Here is a 23,422-nt window from a genome sequence, read left to right as displayed (position 1 = left end):
TATCTTGGTCACAATTTCGATCCATGTTAGAATACAAAGCAAAATGGTATGGCAAACAAGTCATTGTCGTATCGAAAACATTTGCTTCCAGCCAATTATGTTCTTGTTGTGAATATCAAAATAAAGACGTTAAAAATCTAAACCTACGTGAATGGGACTGTCCTTCTTGTCGTGCAAACCATGATAGGGATATTTCTCTACTATATTTTGAATGACCTGTTCAGATTGCTCTTTTTTAGGGTGTTGTATTGCTATTAAAGCATTTTCTATATAATTGTTTTTTCTTTGCTGGATATCATAAATAAACTGTTTTGTGTTTGAGTTCATTTGCTGTTCCTCCATTTGGGGTATACTTCTATTCTATTATATTCGAATGGGAGATATTAGATTATCCTAAATATACATCTGTCTCGCACATCTCCTCGAATATACAAACTAATCCTTTAATGTAAAGGAAGCTAAGAAAAATTTTTATAAAGAAAAAGCCGATTTCCCTATATATTAAGGGTATCGGCTTTTGTTCATATTCTTTTACTTAATTAATTTCTGACATAAAACTTATAATAATAAAATTACTTTTACTAGCTAGAAAAGGGTTGATACTGTACATTTTAAAATATCAATTAAGCACTAATATTTTGGTTATGCACTGTTTCACCTTTATGGGAAACATAGCTGTGTGCTATCATTCCTAGCATTATTACAAACATGCCACACCAAGATAAAATAGAGGGGAATGAAGAATGTAATAAGATTAGTTCTCCAATAACAGCAAAAAGCACCTCCATAGATTGTGTTGCTTCAACAGTTGCAAGTTTCTGCATATCTCCTTTAACCATATCAGTAGCTTTAAAAAATAAGATAGTTGCAATTACACCAGAGCAAATAGCAACTAAAATTGATTGCATAGTTTGCTCCTTACTAGGTATTCCTGCTGTAAAAAGACCGTACAAGGATAATAAAAACCAAAATGGTAAGCTAGCTAATGTCATTCCAAGGACACGTTGATAAGCATCTAGACGATCTCCACAAACCTCCATCATCTTACGATTGCCGAGTGGGTAAGCAAAAGAAGCTACAATAACAGGGATAATACCTAACATAATATCTTTTACAGCAAGCGATTTTGCTTGTTCCATTTGCATAAGGAAAATACCAAGAAGAATAATTAATGACATACACATACCCTTCATTGGAATTTTTCCTCTTTTCTTAATAATTCCATCTGGTGTTTGATAAGTTTGGATAAAAAGAGGAGCTAACAAAGATCCTGATATAATAGTAACTTGCCATGTCCCCGCAATAATCCATCCTGGTGCATGTGCAGCGGCAAAACATAATGGAGCATAAAATAGACCAAAACCTACAAAACTCCATAAAAACCACGCACTTAAATCCTCTCTCATAACTTGTAATAATACTTTTAATTTTTTTTGACTCATAACAAGAAGTACAAGAAATGGAAGCATGAAAATAAACCTTAATGAAGCACTCCATATCCAGCTACCACCTGATAATTCCATTGCTCGATTTAATATAAATGTGAAAGCAAAAAAGAAAGCAGCACATATACCTAAAAAAATAGGGCGCAAATTTCTCACCTCAATCTGCCTCATAAGTCATTAATTTCTCAAGACTTAACCAGTTTTGTTCTACAAGGTGCGCTGTTACTTCTTTATCTTTATTTTTGCACGCCTCTATAATTTGCTGATGTTGTTCTACTGACTTTAGACCATTTATAGAAGTGAACTGAGAAATTTCGAGACGTTGAATCTTAGATATACTTCGTTCTAACGCACGAATGATTTCAGGATTTCCTGCCACATCTAAAAAAACATTGTGGAATAACTCGTCAGCTTCAATTGCTTTTATAATATCTTTTTTCTCAATAGATAATAGTAAAGCCTTATTACTGAACTCTAATTCTTGAATATCCGACTCTTTTAATAATGGTACTGCTAAACGAGCAGCTAACGAGTGTAAAACTGCTACCACAGTAAATGCGTGTTTTGCCTCCTCAATATTTAATGGTGCAACACGAGTAACTGAACCAGGAATAGATTCAACAAGTCCTTCATCCTCAAGACGCTTCAACGCTTCTCTAACTGGAGTACGGCTAATTCCAAATTCTTCTGCTAATTCTTTGTCATTTAAGCGTTGCTCCGGTTGCAGCTCTAATGTAACGATTGCTTTTTTCAAAGTTAGATATACTTCATCTCTAAATGACATACGTTTAATGGGTTTAATAATATCTTTTTTCATAAAACCAATATATCGGATATTGGTTTTATGGTCAACTCTAATTTTCCAATAAAATATACTCGATTATCAAATTCTAAAAATGACCGTTTAAGGAACCTTCTTAACGTATGAAAAAAACAAGTTCTTTAAAGAAATAAATCCTTAGCCTACGAAATTCGCGTTTTATTGGTGAGACTCTCTAATTAATTTGTTTAATGGATTCGGTCTCGTCTATTTTGGATACTATTTTATGTGAAATGGAGATATTATTTTTATTTCGAATAGATTTCTTGCGAAATATGTATCTAGATCGTATTTTAATTTAAGTGTGATACGATAATTGTATATATGCATTTAGATGGTAAAAGGGGGATGAGTGTTGATGAAAAACCATACAATGGTAAACAGAAAACTTCTTCAGACTAATAAAAAGTGGTCACATCTCCAGCAACAACAAAAAGATCCTATTTCTAATTGGTTACGTAGGGAATACATACAGTTTGTAAGAACGCAACATCGAAACCCTAGAAAATACGAGCATGATGAGATTCTTCATGAAGTGATGAATCAAATACAGGAACGTGAAATTTGGATTCCGTATGGTGAAGTGAAAAAATACTATGTAAGCAAAATAGGAAAATGGTTTAGAAAAATAGAAGATGGATGGGAAATACAAATAGACAACAATGAGCAGCAGCAAGTATTAAAAGAAAAGTAGATACAATTAGGGGGCGTATTTCATGTATAACTTACAAGAAGATATGTATGAACAATTGAAAGAGAAAAAAGGGGAAGTTACTGTGTTTTTAAAGAATGGCGTTCCAGTACGTGGGCAGATCCTTGCAACAGATAAATTTGCCGTCCTAATGATGGTTCATGGTAAGCAACAACTAGCCTATAAGCAAGTAATTTCCACAATTCTTAAGTAATTCTTTTTCCTTTTTTCGAGAGAAGAGGAAAAAACACAAAAAAATAGAAGATTGAGATCAATCTTCTTTAAAAAAGGAACAGATGACAGATTACTACTCCAACTCTTAATCAATTATAAATAAGTACATGTAAATATTCAATCCATTCCAAGTTTTCTCAACATCTTTGTCTTATTTTTAAATTATAATATAAGTAATTCTTTTTATTATTATATGTTTGTTCTTTCCTGTTACAGAATCCTTAAGCTATTAAGGATTCCTTTTCTTGTATCTAAAATCCAAAAATAAAAAGATAAGATTCGGAAATACGATCTTATCTTTAGCACAAGGAGTAAACAAAAGGATAACCATCATATTGTTAGTATAATTTGTTTTTTTGTTAATTTTGAATATTAGAGCTGTAATTAACAAGTATATTTATATTGAGAAATTTATTACAAAATTAGTTACAAATGATTCAAAACTCCAATGTAAACTTTTATTTTATTGAAGCTTATTCCACAAACATACCCGTTTGTTCATTTTTTACTGTTTGAAAGCCATACTCTTTATATTGATTCATTTATTGGAAAAACCGAAAGTTTTAAACTCTCTCTATTACATATTTATTTTTGGAAAAATAGCCTAACTCCAAATACTAATAATACTGTGCCAGTAATACCCTCTATTGTACGGTTCACCTTTTCTTTTCTTAAAAAAGTTCTTAATTGACGTATTAGAGAGATATAAAATAAATACCATATTGCTGTCAAAGTCGTAAATGTGAATCCCAACAAAAGAAATTGGAAGAAATGACTTTGATTACTCACAATAAATTGGGGTAGAAAACTAAGGAAAAATACAGCCGTTTTTGGGTTTAAGATTGCCGTGGTAAATCCTTGTCTAAAACTTTTAACCGTTCCAATATCCTTAGAGTTTATTTCCACTGAACCTGACATATCTTCTTTTTTAGAAAAGGCACTTTTAATTGACTTTACAGCTAAATAAATTAAATAAAATGCCCCAGCATATTTTATTAATGTAAATAGCATAGCAAATTTCATTAAGATAGCAGAGAGTCCTAGTGTAGCCATTATTGTATGAATCATCATTCCAGATACCGTTCCTAAGACGGTCTTTATCCCACCATTTCTACCATGAGAGATAGTGTTTTTTGTAACTAAAGCAAAACCGGGACCAGGCATCATTATAATAAGGAGTGCTGTTAGGATAAATAGCAAATAATTTTCCATGTTCTGGTATTTCCTTTCTGATTTTTAGTTTCGCTTATAGTATAGCTTTTTTTCTTAAAACATTAAATATAAAAAGTGTGATCAGGATAGTATCATAAACTTTCAAGGTGTTGTAATTGATTTATAGAGGGCTTCACTTAAATAATGTTCTTCTGTAAATGAGCGTTTTAATGAAATACCATTTATACGAATAATCAGATTTTTTATAGAATGATAACGCAATTAAATAAATTAAGAGCGTTTTTTAATTACTTTTTCTCGGAACAATCTTAATTTTCTTTTGTTTATTGAGGGTATTAGTATCAACTTGACCAAATATTATCCAAAAACTACATTGATAAAACAGACAGCAAAGCTATGCATACATTTTCTTTAGACAATTAGCTAAATATCATTTAAGCTGTAATTTTATGAAAATATAATAGCTGATTTCAAATATAATTGTAAATAAATGTAAGTATATGACCTGTTTTTACACGTATCTCGGTTATACCCCATATTGATATAAAGGCGTTATCCTTTCCTATGATTTCTCAGAAAGAATACTGCCTTTTTCTTTTTAGGGGGTATTTTGTCTAGTTAGCTTGATAGCGATGTGGTTCTACCCCTTATAAATGTTACAAAAATCTTTCAAATAGCTCTAACTTGCACAATGCTTCCCGTTAATATAATACGCTGATTCTGTGAAAACCGTAAATACAACCTCTACTTCTGGAAGTCCCAAATCCATTATATATGTAGTAATGGCCTTGGCAAATCGATCACGAATTTCCTGTCCACGCTCGAACCATTTCACTTCAATAAGAGGAAACGCTTCTATTTCTTCTCCATTGAATATAAACGTAGAACTTGGTAGTTCCAACGTAAAATTATCCGTACCACACTCACAAATTTCTGCGAGCTCTTCTACTAATGGCTTACTTAAGTGTTTTAATTGTTCAGTAGTAATTCCACGAAACACAACATGCGGCATGTGAATCCCTCCGTTAGATAGCTTTATATTTGCTCACATCATATCACAATTTATTTTGCTACACTAGAATCTATTGATACATTTCAATGACATTCTTAAGAATGATCATATGTTATTGAAGCAATACAAGTATTGTAACTATTTAAAACATATGAGTGCTCGGTAATTGGGTAAATAAAAAATGCCTTATCATTCTCCCTGTAAGGAGGCATGAGGGGGCCTCTATTAGAAAAGGGATGGTGCGCTTATATATTTTAAAAAGAAAAGACACCCTAAAGTGCCTTCCTCCGACTTGATAACCACTTTAATTTTAATAACATTGGATTCCCATCCGAATATTATTTTACCACGTTAAGTAATGTTAGTCATTGAGAAAGTCAAATACGTAGTGTTCATATATAGTGACCCCTAGGATCAAACAAGATTTAATACAGTTTTTTTGTTGATCCAAAAACAAACGATAAACCTAAAACCGCGCTAGAATAGAAATGTATGAAAAAATGCATAGGTCCATAGAACGAAAAAAGGAGGTTTCCTTGAGAGAGTAGGGTTCCTCTTTTTCCTTGCTACTTATAATGAGACGTTATATCAACCTAACATGTATAGGATATACACTGTTCCTTATTCAACTAAATGGCAGGTTAGTTGAATTGTATTTTGGTCAATATGGGAATTTTCGGATGCCCTCTAGAATATAAAAAATATAGATTGTATTATAGGGGGTATATAATGAAACAAAACATTTATGATAATCCGTTTTTCTTTAAAAAGTATAAGTCATTACGTGAAGCTGGATTTACCTTTAATGATTTTGTTGAACAGCCAGCAATTAAATCTATAATTGCTAATCTTACAGATAAGTCTGTATTAGATTTGGGATGTGGAACTGGTCACTTTTCTATGTACTGTGTAGAAAATGGTGCCTCGAAAGTTATGGGAGTGGACATCTCAAGAAATATGATTGAACAAGCTGAAATGTATAACAAAAATGAAAAAATAGATTATATGTGTGTACCAATAGAAGAACTTAATTTGCCAAATCAAAAATTCGACTTAATAACAAGTTCTTTAGTTATACATTACATAGAAGATTACTCACATCTAATTAAGAAAATAAGTGGTCTGTTAAAAAATGATGGTGAATTTATCTTTTCAACAGAACATCCAATAGTAACAGCTCGAAAGGAAATGAATAATTGGTTTAAGGATAATAATGGAAATAGATTACATTGGGCATTAGATAATTACCAAGAAGAAGGAAAAAGGGAGGAACATTGGTGGATAGATGGTGTTGTTAAATATCATAGAACAATTTCAACATTAATTAATACTCTAATAGACAACGATCTTGTAATAGAGAAAATTATTGAGCCAGAGTCAACTCCAACAGGATTAGAAAAAATGCCAGAATTAATAAATGAAAAACGGAGACCATCTTCTATTATCATTAAATCAAGAAAATATTAAGGTTGAACCCCCGTTGATTAACTACTGGCTTTATTTTAAAAAAAAGAGTAAAATTTTTTTCTAATTTTAAAAATAAGATTGTGAAGAAATACACTTAAACTAACGGGTGCTTTAAGTGAGCAAGAAATTAAAAACTTTTAACTTCAGCTTTCGAAAATTATGTAAATAAGTTGTCCATATGGACAGGTTATTGTGTTTTTAGCTTAGCGTGGGTTTTTTTCGAAATGCTGGCGGTGCCCCATCGTCATCAAGCTAAAATTTTATAGTACCCTCAGAACAAGATTTTTTTCTAATTTGTAACTGAAAAAGATAACAGGATAATATACTAATCATTTAATGGGAAGGGGATGTGATTGAGGTGAATAATGCATATAATGAAAAGACGCATACATCGATTAAACAATTATTAAAAAAGTTTTCACCAAAAGCTCCTGGCTTTGCATATATTGCTAGTTTTGATAGCGGAGTAACTTATAAAGGTACGGTTGGCTTAGCTACTATAGAGGGAAATATACCTATAACTACTAAAAATATTTTTAATATTGCCTCGGTTTCTAAACAATTTACTGCGTTTTCTATATTACTCTTAGAACAAGAGGGAAAATTGAGTTTAGATGATTCAATTGTAAGGTTCGTTCCTTCTATAGGAGCATATGCTGAACCTGTAACATTGAGACACCTAATTCATCACACTGGTGGACTAGTTGATTATATGGAATTGGCTGTATCAGCAAATATTAAATTTACAGATACATTAACTGTGGAAGAATCGTTAGAGCACCTTAAAAATCATCAAATTGCAAGGTTCCCAGCTGGCACAAAATTTGAGTATAGCAATACAGGATATTTTTTATTATCACAAGTGGTAGAGAAGGTAAGTGGCAAGTCTCTACGTCAATTTACAAAGGAGCGTATTTTTGATCCTTTACATATGAGAGACACAACAATTGTAGATTGCTACCCAACAACTATACCAATTATTAGTGGGTATTCGAAGAATGAGCAAGGAAAATATAAAATCTATGAAAGCCCTTGGGAACATACAGGTGATGGGGCAGTTCATACAAATGTTGAAGATCTTGTAAGATGGGGAGAAAATTTAACTACAGGCACCGTTGGTGGAAAAGAACTTGTTAAAAGAATGAGCGAAATAGGTCCGAAAATTTCTCCAACTGGGGAGACGATTATTGACAATGAAGATTATGCTTTTGGGCTAAGGCTTGCAGAAGGTTTTAACTGTCGATACTTGGAACATTCAGGTAGCTGGGCAGGTTATCGTTCACACTTCATGCGGTTTCCAAAAGAATATTTGACTGTTGTAGTACTAAGTAACTATGATGGATTTGACTCTAAAAAATGTGCTAATGAAATAGCAGAAATTGTTTTAGAAAAGTAAAAAATAGGGCGTAGAAGACAGTATCTAGATTTGGTTAACCTCACGTTGTTTTAGGTGTAATTGATTTTGAGAACGGAAGGCAAGCATATATTTATGCCTGCCTTTTTTCGTATTAAAACGAACATAAATATTAATATTAATATTTATACAGTTAAAAAAATAATTAGAAATTTTTTAAATATAGATTAATTAATGAGGTCGAATTTTAAAATTTTTAAATTGATATATAAAAATTATATATTATGATTATCAAACTCAATTTTATTAAAAATTGAAATGTTAATTAATATTCCTATTGCTATTAAATTGACCATTAAAGAACTTCCACCAAAACTTACAAATGGAAATGGGGTACCTGTAAGAGGAAATAGTCCTGTAATACCACCTAAATTTACAACAGATTGCATACCGATCATACATCCTATACCAATTGCTATAAAACTGCCAAATGGATCTACACATAATTGTGCAATTTTTAAGGAGCGAAGTACTATAGTCAAAACTCCAGCCAATATAATAAATACACCAATAAATCCTAGTTCTTCAGAAACTATTGCCATTATAAAATCTGTATGTGGTTCCGGAAGATAACCTGTTTTTTGTATGCTATTTCCAAATCCACGACCAGTGATTCCTCCGGAGCCAATGGCAATAAAAGAATTTACAAGCTGGTATCCATTTCCTTGCGCATCAAGAAATGGATTGAAAATCGTAGTAATACGTTTCTTTTGAACTTCTGACAAACTATTTTGAATCAAGAAATATAAAATAGGTAACCACAAAATAGAACTGATGATAATTCTTTTGATTAGTAGATTTATATTTATTCCTGAGCAAAGAAATATGCTAAAACCTATACCTAATATTAAAAGTGCAGATCCTAAATTTGGTTGTTTAAAGATAAGAAAAAAAATTGTAGCTAAAAAGAATAAAAGTTTTCCGATACCTCTCCAGTTATTTTTAGCTTGTTTTTGTCTTAATGCAAAAAAGCGGGCTGTTACAAGTATTGTTCCTAATTTAAGAAATTCAGCTGGCTGTATTCCAAAGATCCATGATTGGGCATTATTTACCACTTTTCCTTTCCATAAAACCATAATCAATAAAAAAATCCCTCCAACCATAATACAGATTGAGACTATTCGTTTTTTCCATATTTCATATGGGAGTAAAGCACAAACTATTAACCCAATTGTTCCTAAAAGTAGCTTTGTTAATTGAGAATCAACAAAATGTCTACTGTTATAACCGTAATGTTGAACAGCAACAATGGAGCTTGCACTATACATCATGATAATACCTAAAGTACATGTTATGAATAGAGGAAGGAGCAATAGATAATCGAGTTTTAATATTTTTTTCATTTTAATATCCTCCTGATTTAAAACAATACATAATATTACATTTGCTAATGAATAGAATATTGTTCTCGTCAATTACTAAATATGACTTTTGTTTAGAAAGATTCTATCACTTACTCCCTGTTTTTTACGCAAAAATCCCCCTAGTATGTAACTAGAGGGATTCAAAATGGCATGACTAAATAAGGCTTTTCTCCCCCTAGTAGAGCTTTGGCACTATACAACGTAAAGTAATGAAAATTCATTACTTAGCTATCTTAAGAAGAGCCTTAATCCGACAATTCCTGTTCTACCCATTGGCGTCTTTCGACATTTTTGGGCAATAGCCTGTGTTTGCATAGGAGCCTCACCTAACAGGTTAAGCAACATAAATTTTATGTATTTGTTTCGTGTAGCAAGCATAAATATATTTTTTTTGCTTGTCAAGCAACCGTATTTCTAATTTTATCTGTTTTATTGCTTTATAGTCCTTTGAGAAATGATATGAGAAAATGTATGTAATCATTCTGTATAAGTACATATTTTTGACTTTAGTGTATAGTTTGATTAAGTAGTTTAACCATATAAATTTGATAAACCGTAAAGAAGATTTTAATCATAAAAGAAGATTTGTTAAGAATATTCTTTTGATATACAGAATGACTAATTATTCATCCTCTGTTATAAAGTTGGAATTTGATTGAAAACAATAAGTTTCATATGTTTCATAACGTTTCTTCGAATTAAATCTATTTAAATTCTATGTTTTTTAAGGAGAATTTTAAATTTATAATAAAATATAATTTCATTTTCTATAAAAGATTTTTTATGAATGGATTTGAAAGTCAGTTGACAAATATTAAATTCTGGTTTAAATTTTGAAGTAATTCAATAAACTTTGTTAGGTGAGGCTCCTGTATAGAGAAACGCTGCTGCCCAAAAATGTCGAGAGACGCCAATGGGTCAACAGGAACGGTCGGATTAAGGCCCTTCTTAATGTAGCTGGTTATAAAAACCTATGCTATACAGTGCTAAAACTCAACGAGGGAGTGGTATACGATTTGATAGAAAGGCACCTCTGAGATTTTGGCAGAGCTGTCTTAATAATCATTTATTTGTATTGTAAAAAACCTTTACTCCTTTTTGAGTAAAGGTTTTTCTGTTTAATGTTATTTGTTTTATCTTGTCTATATTCAAAAAGGAGGTAATTCTAAATAATGAATTGATTGCAATGTAACTATTATTGCTCTAATAAAAAATTTAAGACAGATAAAATAAAACAAAACCACTCATGAAACTCTAGAGTCTCCCTTAGCAATATGAGGAGGAGTTAACATGAAGAAATTATTAAATGAATTACTTGTAACCAAAAATAATTTGGATGCAGAGAAAATTTTACGTCATCCGTCGTATGATATTGCGCAAGAAGTAAAACAGTTTTCAATTGAAGATCAAATCATATTGCTAAATACGATTCCTGTATTAAAAAGCTCTAAAATTCTTCAATATATGAGTGCAGAAGAAAAATATAATATCTTAATTCACTTATCTGAAAACAAAGCTAAAAAGTTACTAAATTTACAACCGATTGATGAATTAGTAGATTTACTGCTAGCGGTTCATCCGGAAAAACAGGCTAAATTAATGGCGTATTTAGATAAAATCACAAAACATAACGTAAAAAAATTGATGATTTTCAAACCTGAAACGGCAGGAAGTCTTGTCACAAGTGATTTTGTTGCAGTTAGAGGAAATTGGTCAGTAAAAATGACATTGAAGTATATTAGGGAACATTCTGAAAATGTAGAATCAATATCTTATAGTTATGTTCTTGATAGTCATGGTTATCTTGAGGGGATCGTTTCCATACATGAGTTATTATTAGCAGCAGATGACGAGATATTATCTACTATCATGATTCAAGAGGTAATTTCAGTACAAGCTGAAGTTGACCAGCAAGAAGTTGTAAAAAAGCTTCTGAATTATAATTTAGCAGCAATACCTGTAATAACAGCAAATAATAAAATGATTGGTATTATAACATTTGATGACGTAATGAATGTTATGGAAGCAGAAGCTACAGAAGATATTCAAAAGTTAGGCGGAAGTGAACCATTGAATCAATCTTACTTTGAAGCTAGCACTTGGAGTATTTTCTTAAAACGTCTACCATGGTTATTACTTCTTTTTGTTGCTGAAGCATATACAGGGACAGTATTAAAGTATTTTGAAGACGAAATTGAAACTGTAGTTGCTCTTGCTTTCTTTGTTCCGTTATTAGTAGGTACTGGTGGGAATACAGGAACACAGGTTGTAGCAACAATTACTCGTGCAATCGGTATTGGAGAGGTCAAATTTAAAGACATTTTCCGTGTAATGAAAAAGGAATTTGCAATAGGGATGCTTCTTGGACTTGCACTTGGAATAGCTGGGCTCACTCGTGCTTATATGTTAGGAGTTGGAACAGATGTTGCACAAGTTGTAGCAATTACTTTATTATTTATTGTTATTTGGGCCTCTCTTGTAGCAGCTGTTTTACCTTTAATTCTAAGAAAATTAAAACTAGATCCTGCAGTTGTTTCAGGTCCATTTATTACAACATTTGTTGACGGAACAGGATTAGTAATTTATTTCATGGTTGCAAAAACGTTATTAAATTTATAAATATACACTAAAAAAACGAAATTCGGAATAAGTATTTTGCCTAAATTGCTAAAGTATAGTGGGGAATTCAGACATAAGGAAATCAAACACTTTTGTATTTAGATAAATAATATTTTAATGGATTTATTGAATGTAATGAATGCTGGAGGATAAAACTATGAAACATCTCAGCAAAATCTTCAAACGAATTTTGCTTCTATTGTCTATTTTCATGCTTATTGGCATAGGCATATTATTTGGTACTAGCTATGGCCGAGAGCTTCGCATAACAATGGCTGGGAGTATACTAACTTCTCAGCATCCGCAATATGCGAAATATACATTCCTATCCCAAAAGGAACTAGATAAATTGCAAGATAGAATTAATCATCCGAAATGGTCAAATAGTGATGAGCATATTTATAAAAAAATAGCAGGAAAAAGGTTAGAAGAATTTAAAAATCAGCCATTAGAAATTGATGTAGAAACGATTAAAAGTAACAAAGATAGTCGCTTTCTTTTTGAAGGAAAATTAGTTACTATCAGCAATCCCTTCAATGTTAAACTTGTTAGCCATCAAGGAACACAGGGCGCTAACAGAGGAGAAAAAATTAGCGTAATGGCAAAGCGTAATCATGCACTTGTTGCTGTGAATGCAAGTGGATTTGCAGATGAAACAGGAAGGGGTGGAGGAAATGTTGCTACTGGAATTGTAATAGAAAATGGGAAAGTTATTGATACGAATATGGATAGAAATACCCCTACAATTATTACAGGCTTAACAAAGTTTGGACAAATGATAACAGGAAATTATTCTACACAACAACTTTTGGATAAACAAGTCGTTTCAGCAGCAGGATTTATGCCACAGTTAATTGTAAATGGAGAAAAAATGATTACAGAAGGAGACGGTGGTTGGGGTTCTGCTCCGCGAAGTATTATGGCTCAAAAAGAAGATGGTACAATTATGTTTCTAGTCATTGACGGTAGACAGACGCATAGTATAGGGGCTACGTTAAAAGAGTGTCAAGATATTCTATATGAAAAAGGTGCTATAAATGCAATGGCTATGGATGGTGGTTCTTCTGCTACTCTATATTTAGGAGGAAAGGTTATAAATTCACCTTCTACATTATCACATGAAGATCGTTATTTACCTAATGCTTGGGTGGTAACAGCAAATCCGAAACAGAAAATAAGGATGACAATAGATGGGAAAAAAATAGATGCTAAAATACCAGATGAATTTGATATAAATATTTCAACTGATTTATAAATTTCTAAGAAAATGAAGGTTTAATTAAAGTTTAAAGACTAACATCCAAAGAGGTTTTAAATTAATAATTTTACCATTTAATATATATTAATGAAGTGCTTATAGAAACACTCAATCATATGGAAATTCTTTTAATTGAGTAGTATTTGCTACAGCTATATGAAATGGACAACCTGTACAACGAATTGTTGTAATCAGATGAGTAAAAATTAATACGCAGAATAAAGTAGTGGTCATACCTGAAAATCATTTGATAAATAATGAAGAAGATGTCGGTTTATATTTAAGCCTAGTATAATTAAAAATGAAGCATATTACGAAAGAAATGGGATTTAAAAAAGGCTTAGAAGAAATCAAAGGTGAAAAATTGAGAGATTAGCTTATAGTATATAGAAATCGCTTAACAAAACCGTTTGAAAACAGTTAAATTCTTTTTAAACGACTTAACAACTTAAAATAGACTTTTAAGTTGTTTTGCATGTTTTTATATTGTTGTGGTATTTAAAGGTCGATACAAACGAATCTGAGAGACTTTTTTTCGGGGTAACTAGATAAAATAAAGAATTTAATATAAAAAGCGGTGCTAATTTATAAATATAGTGGGATGAAAATATTATTTCAGATGAATATGAAAGAAGAGAGGAATGATAGAAATATAAATTGTTTAATCAAATTCTCTAATAAAAAAACATTAAATAACTAGCTATATGATAGATGGTATTATTATTTTAAGAAGACGGTTTCAAAAGAACCGTCTTCTTTTTGTTTCTTTATAAAAAGATACAGATTAATTAATGCCCATTTTTATGTTTTATAAATGTAATAGATTTATTTTAAACAGCCTTTTTAGTAGTAGCTATTTTAAAGGTATTACTTCGCATGCTATAAAATTGTAGGCCTAATGAAATAATCATAGAAATTATCGCAAAGTAGATTAGAGCCATAGTCCCCATTCCAAGAGAAATTACTACTCCACCTAATGTGGCACCTACGGAACTTCCTAGATAGTTTATCGAACTATTGAGGGCCACAGCTGCACTTCCGTGCTTAGGTTGATAGGATAATAAAATATGTTGCTGTGGTGCTCCTGATGCCCATCCCATTGCTCCCCATATGAAAAATGGTAAGTATTTTATAATTGTTAGATTAATCATTATAGGAATACATACAACTGAGACAGTTAAAATAATTAAAATAAGAGCCATTAAAGTTTTTGGTTTTTTGAAGTAATCAATTAAATATCCAATTGTTATACTTCCAAATAATCCACCCAATCCCCAAGCCCATAAATAAATTGTTAAATCACTTGTGCTATCAAGATCTTGTAATAATGGAGATAGATAGGTATATAAACCTAAACTTGAAATACTTGCAAAGAATGTTATTAAAACAGTGATAGTAACTCTTTTATCTAAAAACATTGCAAGTCTTTCTTTCATAGCAGGTGGTGCAGTGACTGGAACATGTGGTAGAAACTTAAGAATACTAATAGCAGCAATTAAACTAAGTATTACCACAAACCACATTGCTGATTGCCAATCAAACTTGTCTGCGATATAAAGACCTATCGGAACACCTAATACAGTTCCCATACTCATGCCACCGATTGTTAAGCCAAGTGCGCGTCCTTTCTTTTCTACAGGTACTAACATAGTTGAGCCTGCAACAGCTAAAGGAGAAAATAATCCAGCACCAACACCAGCAATCGCCCTTGATATTAAGAATATCGAAAAGTTTGGAGATACTGCGGTTAATGCATTTGCAAGTCCAAATACAATTATTGAAGTCAATAGAACTTTTTTTATAGGTTTACCTGCTAAGAGAGAGGCAAACAGTGGAGCGGATATTGCATAGCATAATGTAAATATACTTACAGCTTGCCCAACTTGGGATGCACTTTTTTGATAGGTATCACTAATTCCAGGAACCAGTCCAGCAATAATATAAGCATCGAATCCCAAGGCAAACATACCAATAGCTAAAAAGATAACTTTTTTCATAGTTCTGCCACCTTTACATTGTCAAGATTATAATAAATTATCAATCTTATACACTCTAGTTGCTAGTTTTATACAGATAGAGAATGATTATTGAATCGATATATAACTCTATAATGATGTTACTTACAATTATAATAATTGAGTTATATATAATTATTGAATAATGCCATAGTAATTAAAAAATCTGCAGATTAAATTAAGGTAAAATAACATTTGATAATCATTACTCGTCTAGCTTAAGTAGGTTAATATTAGTATACTTAATGAATGGGATTAAATAAAATGAATAATATTAATGCAAGGGATGAAAAAAACTCATGAGTATTATTAAGTATGAAATTTTTGAATCAGTTATTACAACGGGGAGTTTTACAAAGGCTGCCGAAAAATTAAACATGACGCAATCTGCAGTAAGCCATGCAATTTCTAGCTTAGAAAAGGAATTAGGAACGTCTTTATTCCTGAGAACTGGTCGGACGATTACTTTAACTCCTCAAGGCACTAAAGCTTATGAGTATATTGGTCAGATATTAAATATAAACCGTAAATTAATAGAGACAAATTTTAATGATCAATTATTGCCTAAAACACTGAGGATTGGAGCCTTTACAAGTGTAAAAAAACATATATTACCTCCAATTATGAAAGAATTTAATAAATTGTATCCGTTTATTGAAATTATAATATTTGAGGGGACTTATGATGAAATACAAGAATGGGTTATTAATAAAGTAATTGACCTGGGATTTACAATTAACGGGGAATTCGGATGTGAATCCGTCCCATTTTGGGAAGACGAGTTAGTTATAGCAACACCAAATAACTTAAAGTTAATTCCTGACGATTGCTCTTTAAAGGATTTCTTTGATCAAAATAATATTATTATGCCAGCAGCGCCATACAGAAATCAAGTTGAGAAATTTTTTAATCAGCACAGTATAGAGCCAAAGGTGCATTCGTATATAAGTGACTGCAATACAATTGTGAAAATGATTGATCTAGGAATAGGTATTTCTATAGGACCAAAGCTTTTCTTAAAATCATTTGATAATATAAAGATATATGAATTGCCGGATAGACATTATAGAAATATATACATATCTTATAAACATGCTACAGAATTAACACATGCAGAAGGACATTATGTTCAGGAATTTATAAAAATAGCAAGGAACTTATTTTAAGTTCCTTGCTATTTTTTATCCTAATCGTCCAAATCCACTATTTTCGTTGAGCAAAACTCTTTTCTCAGAACTGTTATATTTAACTCTATAAAAGCTCGATTTCTTAGAATCAATTTCATTAAGTAATTCCTGTAAGCGAACTGCATCTTTTAGATTTGGAAAACCAAAAGAAGGTTCTTTTTCCAGCATAACAAAATCAGTAACATCTTTGACTACATTTATAATTCGCTCTATTTTTCTATCCCCATTATATTCGTGTTCAAGGGAATTAAAGTATAACAGTTCTTCAGATTGTGTGCTAGTTTCTGTCCAAATTTTTACTGAATCTTCATACCAGTTTGGTGTGTCATAAGAGAGTTGTGCAAAAATTAATTGATTATTAACATCCTGAAAAACAAAATCTAATTCTCTTCTTCTGAATAAGTTTACAAAACTACTATATCCTGTCACTACAGCACCATTTATTTCACCCATAACAGAAACGCTATCTGAAATTTCATCTCCAGAAATTGAATAATCAGACTTCACTCCTTGAATATGTCTTAATTGTAATGGTGAATTACCGTTGATCCATTGAACAAGATCTATAGAGTGTATAATTTCACTGATAACTCCTGTTGTAGGTCGATAATCATTAATTCTATTTTTTTCCCATAAGAAGTTGGCACGTACTAATTTTAAATTATTATCATTTACATATGCTTTTAATAATCGAGCGGCTTGTGAATATCTTGCAACCATATTTAAACAAAAGCCCGATGTGTATTTTAATAGTTTCTCTGCATTTTCTAACTTGAAATTTGGATCAACAAAAGGCTTTTCACATATTACAAATCCATTGAAATTTTGAATTGAAAATAATACTTCTCCATGATTTTCGTCGTTAACGGATATTACTAAAATATCTGGCTTAAATACTTCCAAGGCAGATTCAATAGTCGGATAATACACTAAATCAATATCTTTTTGAGATCTTGAAGTATAAGCAATATCAATATCATTATTGTAGAGAGGTGAGATGTTCTGGAAAGCTTCTAAAAACATTTGACCTGAAAAACCCATTCCAATAATTAAAACTTTCATTTTGGTACGCTCCTATTCTATTGTTTTAAATAATAACTGTTCCCCAGTTTGGAGATAGCCTCTTTTTCTATTGAACTCTTCGGCCATTTTACTAGATTGGACAACAATTTTTTGAACATTATTTTCTTTAAACCAATTATGAAATGCATCCATCATTGCTTCTGCAATTCCTAGACCACGTCTATCTTTGCTTACTACAAGAGATTGTCCCCAGCCAACTCGTCCGTTAAGTGCACCTACCATAGGAGCGCGTGAATCAATTATTCCAATAACACATGAACATATTTTTGCATCTTCATCATATTGACCAACCTGAATCAGTACATTCTCATTTGAAATATTTTCTTTAATCCAAACGCGATAAGCATTTTGCCAGGCCAAATTATCTTCTTCACTTTTTGCTGCATAATGTGTGTCACCACCAGATAATAAAATCTTTCTTAATTCTACTAATTCTTCAGTGTCTTGAATGGTAGCTTTACGAATCAATAATTTTTCTTGCATAATCAAAATTCCTCCTAAAGTTCATTGTGTGATGGATCTGTATTTTTAGGGGATAAAATAACCAGACTAAAGATATCAAATTTATCCTTTAATTAAAATATAATGATATATTATTTTAATAATCATAAACTTAATTTGAGAAAGTATAGTTGATCTTTAACTATTAATTTTAATAACCTAAAAATACCTTTTTTGTAAAATTAGTTTTCACGAGCCAAATATTATCACGACTTAAATATTATATCAATATTAATTTTCTAACTCTTTAGAAATAAATTAAAAAAATAAAAAATCTATTTTCTTGTTAAATAAGTGGCTAAAAACACTCTATTTATAAGCTTTTCACTATTTTTAAACGAACTACAGCTTAAAATTTAATATAAATATATATATATATAGGAAGAGTAAAAATATAATTTACCGAAAAAATTTTATTTTTAAAATTTTTGTTTGTTTTTTGTTTGTATTATGCCTATAATGAGAGAGCACCACAAATTTATTAACATTTTTTTACATTACCCCCTTTAAATTGATAGTTAGAGAACTTATAATTGGAGGCACTATATGTATACAAAAATATTAAATGAAAAACTAGTAGAACTGAAAAAAAGTGGGCAATATCGTGAGTTTGTTACATTAAATCGAATTCGTGGGCAATATCCTTTAGCTAAATTAAATGGATCAGAAGATAGTCAGCCTGTAGTTGTTTGGTGCAGTAATGATTACTTAGGAATGTCACAACATCCAGTTGTTGTTGAAGCCATGCATAACGCAATCAATTTATATGGTGCGGGATCAGGTGGTTCTAGAAATATTGGTGGTACACATTACCAATATGAGGAATTGGAGTCATCATTAGCTGAATGGCATGGTAAAGAATCTGCACTTGTATTCCCGACAGGATATGGATCAAATGATGCAACACTTCAGTGTTTACTACGTTTATTTGAAGATTGTATTGTTTTTTCCGATGAACTTAATCATGCATCTATAATTAATGGGATACGTAGTACGAAGGTAGAGCGTACAATATTTAAACATAATGATACAGAACATTTAGAGCAATTACTTGCATCACAACCATATAGCCGACCAAAAGTAATTGTTTTTGAGTCAGTTTATTCTATGGATGGTGACATTGCACCAATTGAAGAAATTGTTAAACTTGCTAAGAAGTATAACGCTTTAACATTCCTTGATGAAGTTCATGCAATTGGTATGTATGGACCTAGAGGAGCAGGGATAGCTGCTGATCTAGGTATTGCATCTTCAGTTGATATTATTCAAGGAACTATGGCTAAGGGAATTGGTGTTATCGGAGGCTATATTACGGGTTCGGGACCAATGATTGATGCAATCCGATCTTTTGCCTCAGGTTTTATATTTACGACTTCACTACCACCAGCTATAGTAGCGGCATGTTATACAAGTGTTGAGCACTTAAAGGTTTCTAACGTAGAAAGAGATGGTTTACATAAAAAAACGGAAATGTTAAGAAATTCTTTTGAAAGAGCGGGAATTCCAATTATGAATTCAAGCGAGACACATATATTACCAGTTTTAATTGGTGATGCAACAAAGTGTAAAGCTGCTGCACGTCAGTTACTTGAGAAACATAATGTTTATTTACAACCAATTAATTCACCAACTGTACCAATTGGGACTGAGAGATTTAGGGTAAACATTACTCCAAATCACACTGAAGAACAAATAATTCAATTAACAAGTGCATTGACTGAGGTATTTATTGCATTCGATATACCTTTCTCGAAGGAAGAACAATTAATAATATAATATCTGTATATAAAATTATTTTGATTATAAATCAAATGATATTTTAAGTGAGGGGGGAGTTAATTATGGAGAGTTATCCTATGTTCGATCTTGTAAAAAATAATAATTTATCACCTGAAATTTTAGGAACTGAAATGGGTAAGTTAGTTAGAGAGTTATTTATTTTAAGACCAGAACAAGTGAATATTTCAGTCTATGGAAGCTTTAAACACGTTACAAATAAATATGAATTGCAAATAGCGTTTTTGAAAGGGATATTTAATCTTACAGAAAAAAGTATGTTAGAACAAGATCCTTTTAGGATTTGTAATAGCACTGGAATTAAATTTGTAGAAGAATTTGCAAAAACACCTTATTCTTATACTGCAAAAATTTCTTTATTTAATGAAAAAGAAAGTATAGAAGTTGTTACATATAAAAATGATATAGGAAAAATACTTATTTCAGAAATTAATGGGTTTCATTTTAACATATCAGAAAATAATCCAACTATTTTAGTGAGGAATAAAAATAGTTGTAAATTTCTCGCTTTTATAACATCCTTATGCAGTGATTATGAAATTAATATTATAAAAATTCAAAGTTCTTCTCAAAAGATAAATAATATTATGGTCATTGAATTAGATAAGTTACCATCGTTTAAAGTAATTGAGAGGATTAATAATAATCCTTATGTATATAAGACTATAATTATAAATTGAACTTACTTACAAAATATAACTTAAATAACTAATAAGCTATCCTTCCTATGATTCTAATGAAGAAATTCAATTCCATAGTGATGGTACAGAAAGTGAAAATGGAAAAATTATTTTTTATCTATGGAATTTTAGAGAGGGTAGAACAAGTACAGAAGCCAATCCTAGCTATGGATATGGAGAAAAAAGAACATATAATGTAGAACGAACAGTTAAAGATAGTAGAGGAAAAGAAAGTAAAGAACAAATAAAAGTTAATGTAAAAAAGACTCGCAAACAGGTGGATTGCTTGAAGAAGAGAAGATACTCAGGTTTAATAAGCTTGGAAAAGGAAATATGATTAGTCCTAATCAAACAGATGTTTAAACGTTTGATGTTACAGTTCCAAAAGAAGTAGATATCTCCGTGGTAAATAAAATATTGGAATGACATGGGTGTTTTATCATGAATAAAACATACAAAATTACTTAGCTTGTGGTGAATATGAAGGAAATACTATAAAGGGAAATATCATTTGAATGTGTATAAATTTGATGGTAAAAATGGTGGATATTAATTATTAGTAAAATGAATTTATTTATAACATGTATACTACAGTTTTTTGTAGGAGGGGCCTGTCACTATAGGCTCCTCTTACTTTGTTATTTATACATTAGAACCATCTTAATAAAAAACAAATATCCGCTTTAATAAATCTAATATTCAACGTGGAGAATCCAAGTGCTTATAAAGAATATTTAGCTAACTGTTCACCCCAAGAAGATAATTTTGTTTCAATAAATCCTGCTTTTTTATATACAAATTTAGCTGTAAGGTTTTCAGGAGCATATCCAATCATTATTATAGAAATGTTTGTATTATTATTTCTTCTTATCTCATCAATTACCAGATATATAGCTTGTTTACCTATACCTTTCCCTTGAAATTTTTCATCAATCATAAGTCTATAAATCCAATAATTATTATCATCAGGATCTATTCCAAACATAGTAAATCCTATCATTTTTTCATCAAAATAAATACCGTACGCATAGAAATTATCTAGAAATTGAACTTCTGCGATAGAATAAAGGTTGGATGCAATAAATGTTTGCTGTTCTTCTTTAACAGACAGTCTAATTGCTTCTTCCCAATTACTTTTGTCAATAGGCTTTAAATAAATTTTCTTCAATTTAATACTCTCTTTCTAATATTGAAGAGGAACCACGTAGTTTATGGGCTAGTGAAACGTTATCCTCTTGTTTTTTTGCCCAATCAAATAAAAATATTTTCTCATCGACATCGCCTCCTTAAAAATGCAATTTAAAATACATTATTATATTCAATATAATTATATTTTTCCCTCTATAGTTTATTGTCATCCAACGGTCCCTTAATCGATTTTTCAATTCCAGAAGATGTTTTTTCTTTATAAATAGAAAAAATCTTGATGTGATTTAAGTTATATGAAAAGCTATATATTTAAAATAGGAGGGGTAATACCGTTAAGAAGATCCCAAGCACTTAATCCAAAAGAATATTCGAAATGCGGATAATCAACTATGGTAGTAAAGCGTCCACCCCAAGTTAGACCAAGTTGTTCCCCTATATACCCCATTTGCTTGAATTTTTTGATGTTATTCCAAGGTATAGAATTATTTTCATAAGGTGCAGCATCAAAGGCTAATCCCCAATTATGATATGATTCCCCGCCTCGAGCGTTTGTAACCTTTTCACCCGGTTTCCACCTGCCTAAAGAAAATAACCTATCTTGTTCACTCCAACTCCTAAACACTGAATATATTCGAACATCTAAGCCATTAGTTTTTGTTAATTGAAGAAATTCTTTAGCTAACATCTCCACATATGGATGTAAGGATTGTAAATGATTAGAGCTAGTATAAAATTCAGATTGAGAATTGGGATTAAATAATTTGTGGCGTGTTCTCGGTGTAATATCTCCAGAAGGGTATAAATTTTGCTCTTTTTGGTATTCTTGTGTGGCTTGGGTAGTTGATAAACCGAATACTCCATCAAGTTGTCCAAAATAAAACCCTATAGATTGTAGCTTCTTTTGTATTAATATTACGTTCTCAAATAATGATTTCCATGTGTTAACTTCTACTATCCCATTAGGCTTTAATTTAGTTTTCTCTTGGAAAATTTTTGTGCATTTATGTGTTTTTTCATCAAAAAAGCCGGTAATAGCAAGTTTCTCGTAGCTTACTCCCAAACCAATTAAATTTAATTGGAGTACGGTTACGTAGTAGCCTGTGGAACCTAATTTAAGAATGGGTAAACTCTCCATATTTCACCCCTTGATTTTAGAATACTGTTACTTATTATAGTTAAATTGAACTTTAATATGACAGGTACTAATCGTAAAAAATAAAATCAATTTTATTAAAGTTAATATATTTGAATGTACGTAAGTGTTTTTTCTACTCATAAAATATAGATTTTAAAGGAGTAATTCTAAAAAATCTCTTTATAAATCAACTGAAATCTTCAATTTATAACTTTCTTTGTAATAGACAAATATAAATTTGAATTACATAAAAATATCTTTGTAAATAAGGTTATTTGACTTTTATAGTATGCAACAAAAATATAACTAGATTAACCTTTTGGATTGAAGAAGATTTTGGGGAGATTAGCAGGAAGTGGTCAAGTATTAATAGAGTAG

At 30.9% G+C, this 23,422-nt stretch carries 19 protein-coding genes, 2 pseudogenes and 2 riboswitches; of the genes and pseudogenes, 11 read left to right on the top strand and 10 right to left on the bottom strand.

Annotation, left to right across the window (positions count from 1 at the left end; genetic code table 11):
- A pseudogene (locus ACUN13_RS27935) lies at nucleotides 1-197 on the top strand (zinc ribbon domain-containing protein); the annotation flags it as partial.
- A 426-nt stretch (nucleotides 198-623) separates the two neighbouring features.
- On the opposite strand, the gene ACUN13_RS27930 reads toward ACUN13_RS27935, so the two are convergent.
- Entirely contained in the window at nucleotides 624-1,616 is a 993-nt protein-coding gene (locus ACUN13_RS27930) for a DMT family transporter (protein WP_119684299.1), read from the bottom strand.
- Nucleotides 1,603-2,262 carry a GntR family transcriptional regulator gene (locus ACUN13_RS27925; RefSeq protein WP_044585276.1) on the bottom strand — a complete coding sequence of 220 codons (660 nt, stop codon included), beginning with the start codon at nucleotides 2,260-2,262 and terminating at the stop codon, nucleotides 1,603-1,605. The genes ACUN13_RS27930 and ACUN13_RS27925 overlap by 14 nt, the downstream gene beginning before the upstream one ends.
- Before the next feature lie 361 nt (nucleotides 2,263-2,623).
- On the opposite strand from ACUN13_RS27925, the gene ACUN13_RS27920 reads away from it, so the two are divergent.
- Together ACUN13_RS27920 and hfq are read left to right on the top strand one after the other, a co-directional pair.
- Nucleotides 2,624-2,959 (top strand): hypothetical protein, encoded by a 336-nt coding sequence (locus tag ACUN13_RS27920; RefSeq protein ID WP_000788720.1) that lies wholly within the window; start codon nucleotides 2,624-2,626, stop codon nucleotides 2,957-2,959.
- A gap of 22 nt (nucleotides 2,960-2,981) precedes the next feature.
- Nucleotides 2,982-3,170, top strand: a complete 189-nt coding sequence (gene hfq / locus ACUN13_RS27915; RefSeq protein WP_409532390.1) for an RNA chaperone Hfq — start codon at nucleotides 2,982-2,984, stop codon at nucleotides 3,168-3,170.
- A 605-nt stretch (nucleotides 3,171-3,775) separates the two neighbouring features.
- Here hfq and ACUN13_RS27910 read toward each other — a convergent pair.
- Both ACUN13_RS27910 and ACUN13_RS27905 read right to left on the bottom strand, forming a co-directional pair.
- On the bottom strand, nucleotides 3,776-4,402 hold the full coding sequence (locus tag ACUN13_RS27910) for a LysE family translocator (protein ID WP_000432977.1): 627 nt from the start codon (nucleotides 4,400-4,402) through the stop codon (nucleotides 3,776-3,778).
- A 640-nt stretch (nucleotides 4,403-5,042) separates the two neighbouring features.
- The gene (locus ACUN13_RS27905; protein WP_001120963.1) at nucleotides 5,043-5,375 is read right to left on the bottom strand and encodes a DUF1904 family protein; all 333 of its coding nucleotides are present in this window, start codon (nucleotides 5,373-5,375) and stop codon (nucleotides 5,043-5,045) included.
- Nucleotides 5,376-6,104: 729 nt separating this feature from the next.
- Between ACUN13_RS27905 and ACUN13_RS27900 the strand changes: the two genes are divergently transcribed.
- Both ACUN13_RS27900 and ACUN13_RS27895 read left to right on the top strand, forming a co-directional pair.
- Nucleotides 6,105-6,842: a class I SAM-dependent methyltransferase gene (locus ACUN13_RS27900; protein WP_074553486.1), complete on the top strand. Its 738-nt coding sequence runs from the start codon at nucleotides 6,105-6,107 to the stop codon at nucleotides 6,840-6,842.
- Nucleotides 6,843-7,200: 358 nt separating this feature from the next.
- Nucleotides 7,201-8,238: a serine hydrolase domain-containing protein gene (locus ACUN13_RS27895; protein ID WP_242278696.1), complete on the top strand. Its 1,038-nt coding sequence runs from the start codon at nucleotides 7,201-7,203 to the stop codon at nucleotides 8,236-8,238.
- A 233-nt stretch (nucleotides 8,239-8,471) separates the two neighbouring features.
- Here ACUN13_RS27895 and ACUN13_RS27890 read toward each other — a convergent pair whose 3' ends face one another.
- Nucleotides 8,472-9,599 (bottom strand): FtsW/RodA/SpoVE family cell cycle protein, encoded by a 1,128-nt coding sequence (locus ACUN13_RS27890; RefSeq protein WP_074553482.1) that lies wholly within the window; start codon nucleotides 9,597-9,599, stop codon nucleotides 8,472-8,474.
- Between the two features lie 185 nt (nucleotides 9,600-9,784).
- A riboswitch (M-box (ykoK) riboswitch) is annotated at nucleotides 9,785-9,961 on the bottom strand.
- A gap of 504 nt (nucleotides 9,962-10,465) precedes the next feature.
- Nucleotides 10,466-10,631, top strand: a riboswitch (M-box (ykoK) riboswitch).
- A gap of 279 nt (nucleotides 10,632-10,910) precedes the next feature.
- Between ACUN13_RS27890 and mgtE the strand changes: the two genes are divergently transcribed.
- Together mgtE and ACUN13_RS27880 are read left to right on the top strand one after the other, a co-directional pair.
- Nucleotides 10,911-12,239: a magnesium transporter gene (mgtE, locus tag ACUN13_RS27885; RefSeq protein ID WP_119684304.1), complete on the top strand. Its 1,329-nt coding sequence runs from the start codon at nucleotides 10,911-10,913 to the stop codon at nucleotides 12,237-12,239.
- 157 nt (nucleotides 12,240-12,396) lie between these two features.
- A complete protein-coding gene (locus ACUN13_RS27880) occupies nucleotides 12,397-13,494 on the top strand; it encodes a phosphodiester glycosidase family protein (RefSeq protein ID WP_000681894.1) in 1,098 nt (365 codons plus the stop codon).
- 833 nt (nucleotides 13,495-14,327) lie between these two features.
- On the opposite strand, the gene ACUN13_RS27875 is transcribed toward ACUN13_RS27880, so the two are convergent.
- Entirely contained in the window at nucleotides 14,328-15,494 is a 1,167-nt protein-coding gene (locus ACUN13_RS27875) for an MFS transporter (RefSeq protein WP_000755603.1), read from the bottom strand.
- Between the two features lie 317 nt (nucleotides 15,495-15,811).
- Between ACUN13_RS27875 and ACUN13_RS27870 the strand changes: the two genes are divergently transcribed.
- Nucleotides 15,812-16,678: a LysR family transcriptional regulator gene (locus ACUN13_RS27870; RefSeq protein ID WP_000022501.1), complete on the top strand. Its 867-nt coding sequence runs from the start codon at nucleotides 15,812-15,814 to the stop codon at nucleotides 16,676-16,678.
- Between the two features lie 15 nt (nucleotides 16,679-16,693).
- On the opposite strand, the gene ACUN13_RS27865 is transcribed toward ACUN13_RS27870, so the two are convergent.
- A complete protein-coding gene (locus ACUN13_RS27865; RefSeq protein ID WP_409532389.1) occupies nucleotides 16,694-17,761 on the bottom strand; it encodes a Gfo/Idh/MocA family protein in 1,068 nt (355 codons plus the stop codon).
- Nucleotides 17,762-17,773: 12 nt separating this feature from the next.
- Nucleotides 17,774-18,265, bottom strand: coding sequence for a GNAT family N-acetyltransferase (locus ACUN13_RS27860; RefSeq protein WP_001156572.1), 492 nt, complete (start codon nucleotides 18,263-18,265; stop codon nucleotides 17,774-17,776).
- A gap of 564 nt (nucleotides 18,266-18,829) precedes the next feature.
- Between ACUN13_RS27860 and hemA the strand changes: the two genes are divergently transcribed.
- The 3 genes and pseudogenes from hemA to ACUN13_RS27845 all read left to right on the top strand — a co-directional run.
- Complete coding sequence (gene hemA / locus ACUN13_RS27855; protein WP_409532388.1) at nucleotides 18,830-20,059, top strand: 5-aminolevulinate synthase; 1,230 nt, start codon at nucleotides 18,830-18,832, stop codon at nucleotides 20,057-20,059.
- A 65-nt stretch (nucleotides 20,060-20,124) separates the two neighbouring features.
- On the top strand, nucleotides 20,125-20,760 hold the full coding sequence (locus ACUN13_RS27850) for a hypothetical protein (protein WP_000446882.1): 636 nt from the start codon (nucleotides 20,125-20,127) through the stop codon (nucleotides 20,758-20,760).
- 55 nt (nucleotides 20,761-20,815) lie between these two features.
- A pseudogene (locus ACUN13_RS27845) lies at nucleotides 20,816-21,313 on the top strand (PKD domain-containing protein); the annotation flags it as partial.
- A 168-nt stretch (nucleotides 21,314-21,481) separates the two neighbouring features.
- Here the strand turns inward: ACUN13_RS27845 and ACUN13_RS27840 are convergent.
- Both ACUN13_RS27840 and ACUN13_RS27835 read right to left on the bottom strand, forming a co-directional pair.
- Nucleotides 21,482-21,928: a GNAT family N-acetyltransferase gene (locus tag ACUN13_RS27840; protein ID WP_000725632.1), complete on the bottom strand. Its 447-nt coding sequence runs from the start codon at nucleotides 21,926-21,928 to the stop codon at nucleotides 21,482-21,484.
- A gap of 282 nt (nucleotides 21,929-22,210) precedes the next feature.
- Nucleotides 22,211-23,044: a peptidoglycan-binding protein gene (locus ACUN13_RS27835; protein WP_409532387.1), complete on the bottom strand. Its 834-nt coding sequence runs from the start codon at nucleotides 23,042-23,044 to the stop codon at nucleotides 22,211-22,213.
- Between the last annotated feature and the right edge of the window lie 378 nt (nucleotides 23,045-23,422).

The organism is Bacillus cereus group sp. Bce041 (assembly GCF_052646455.1).
Note: the sequence above shows the minus strand (reverse complement) of the source record. Positions and strands in the feature narration are given on the sequence as shown.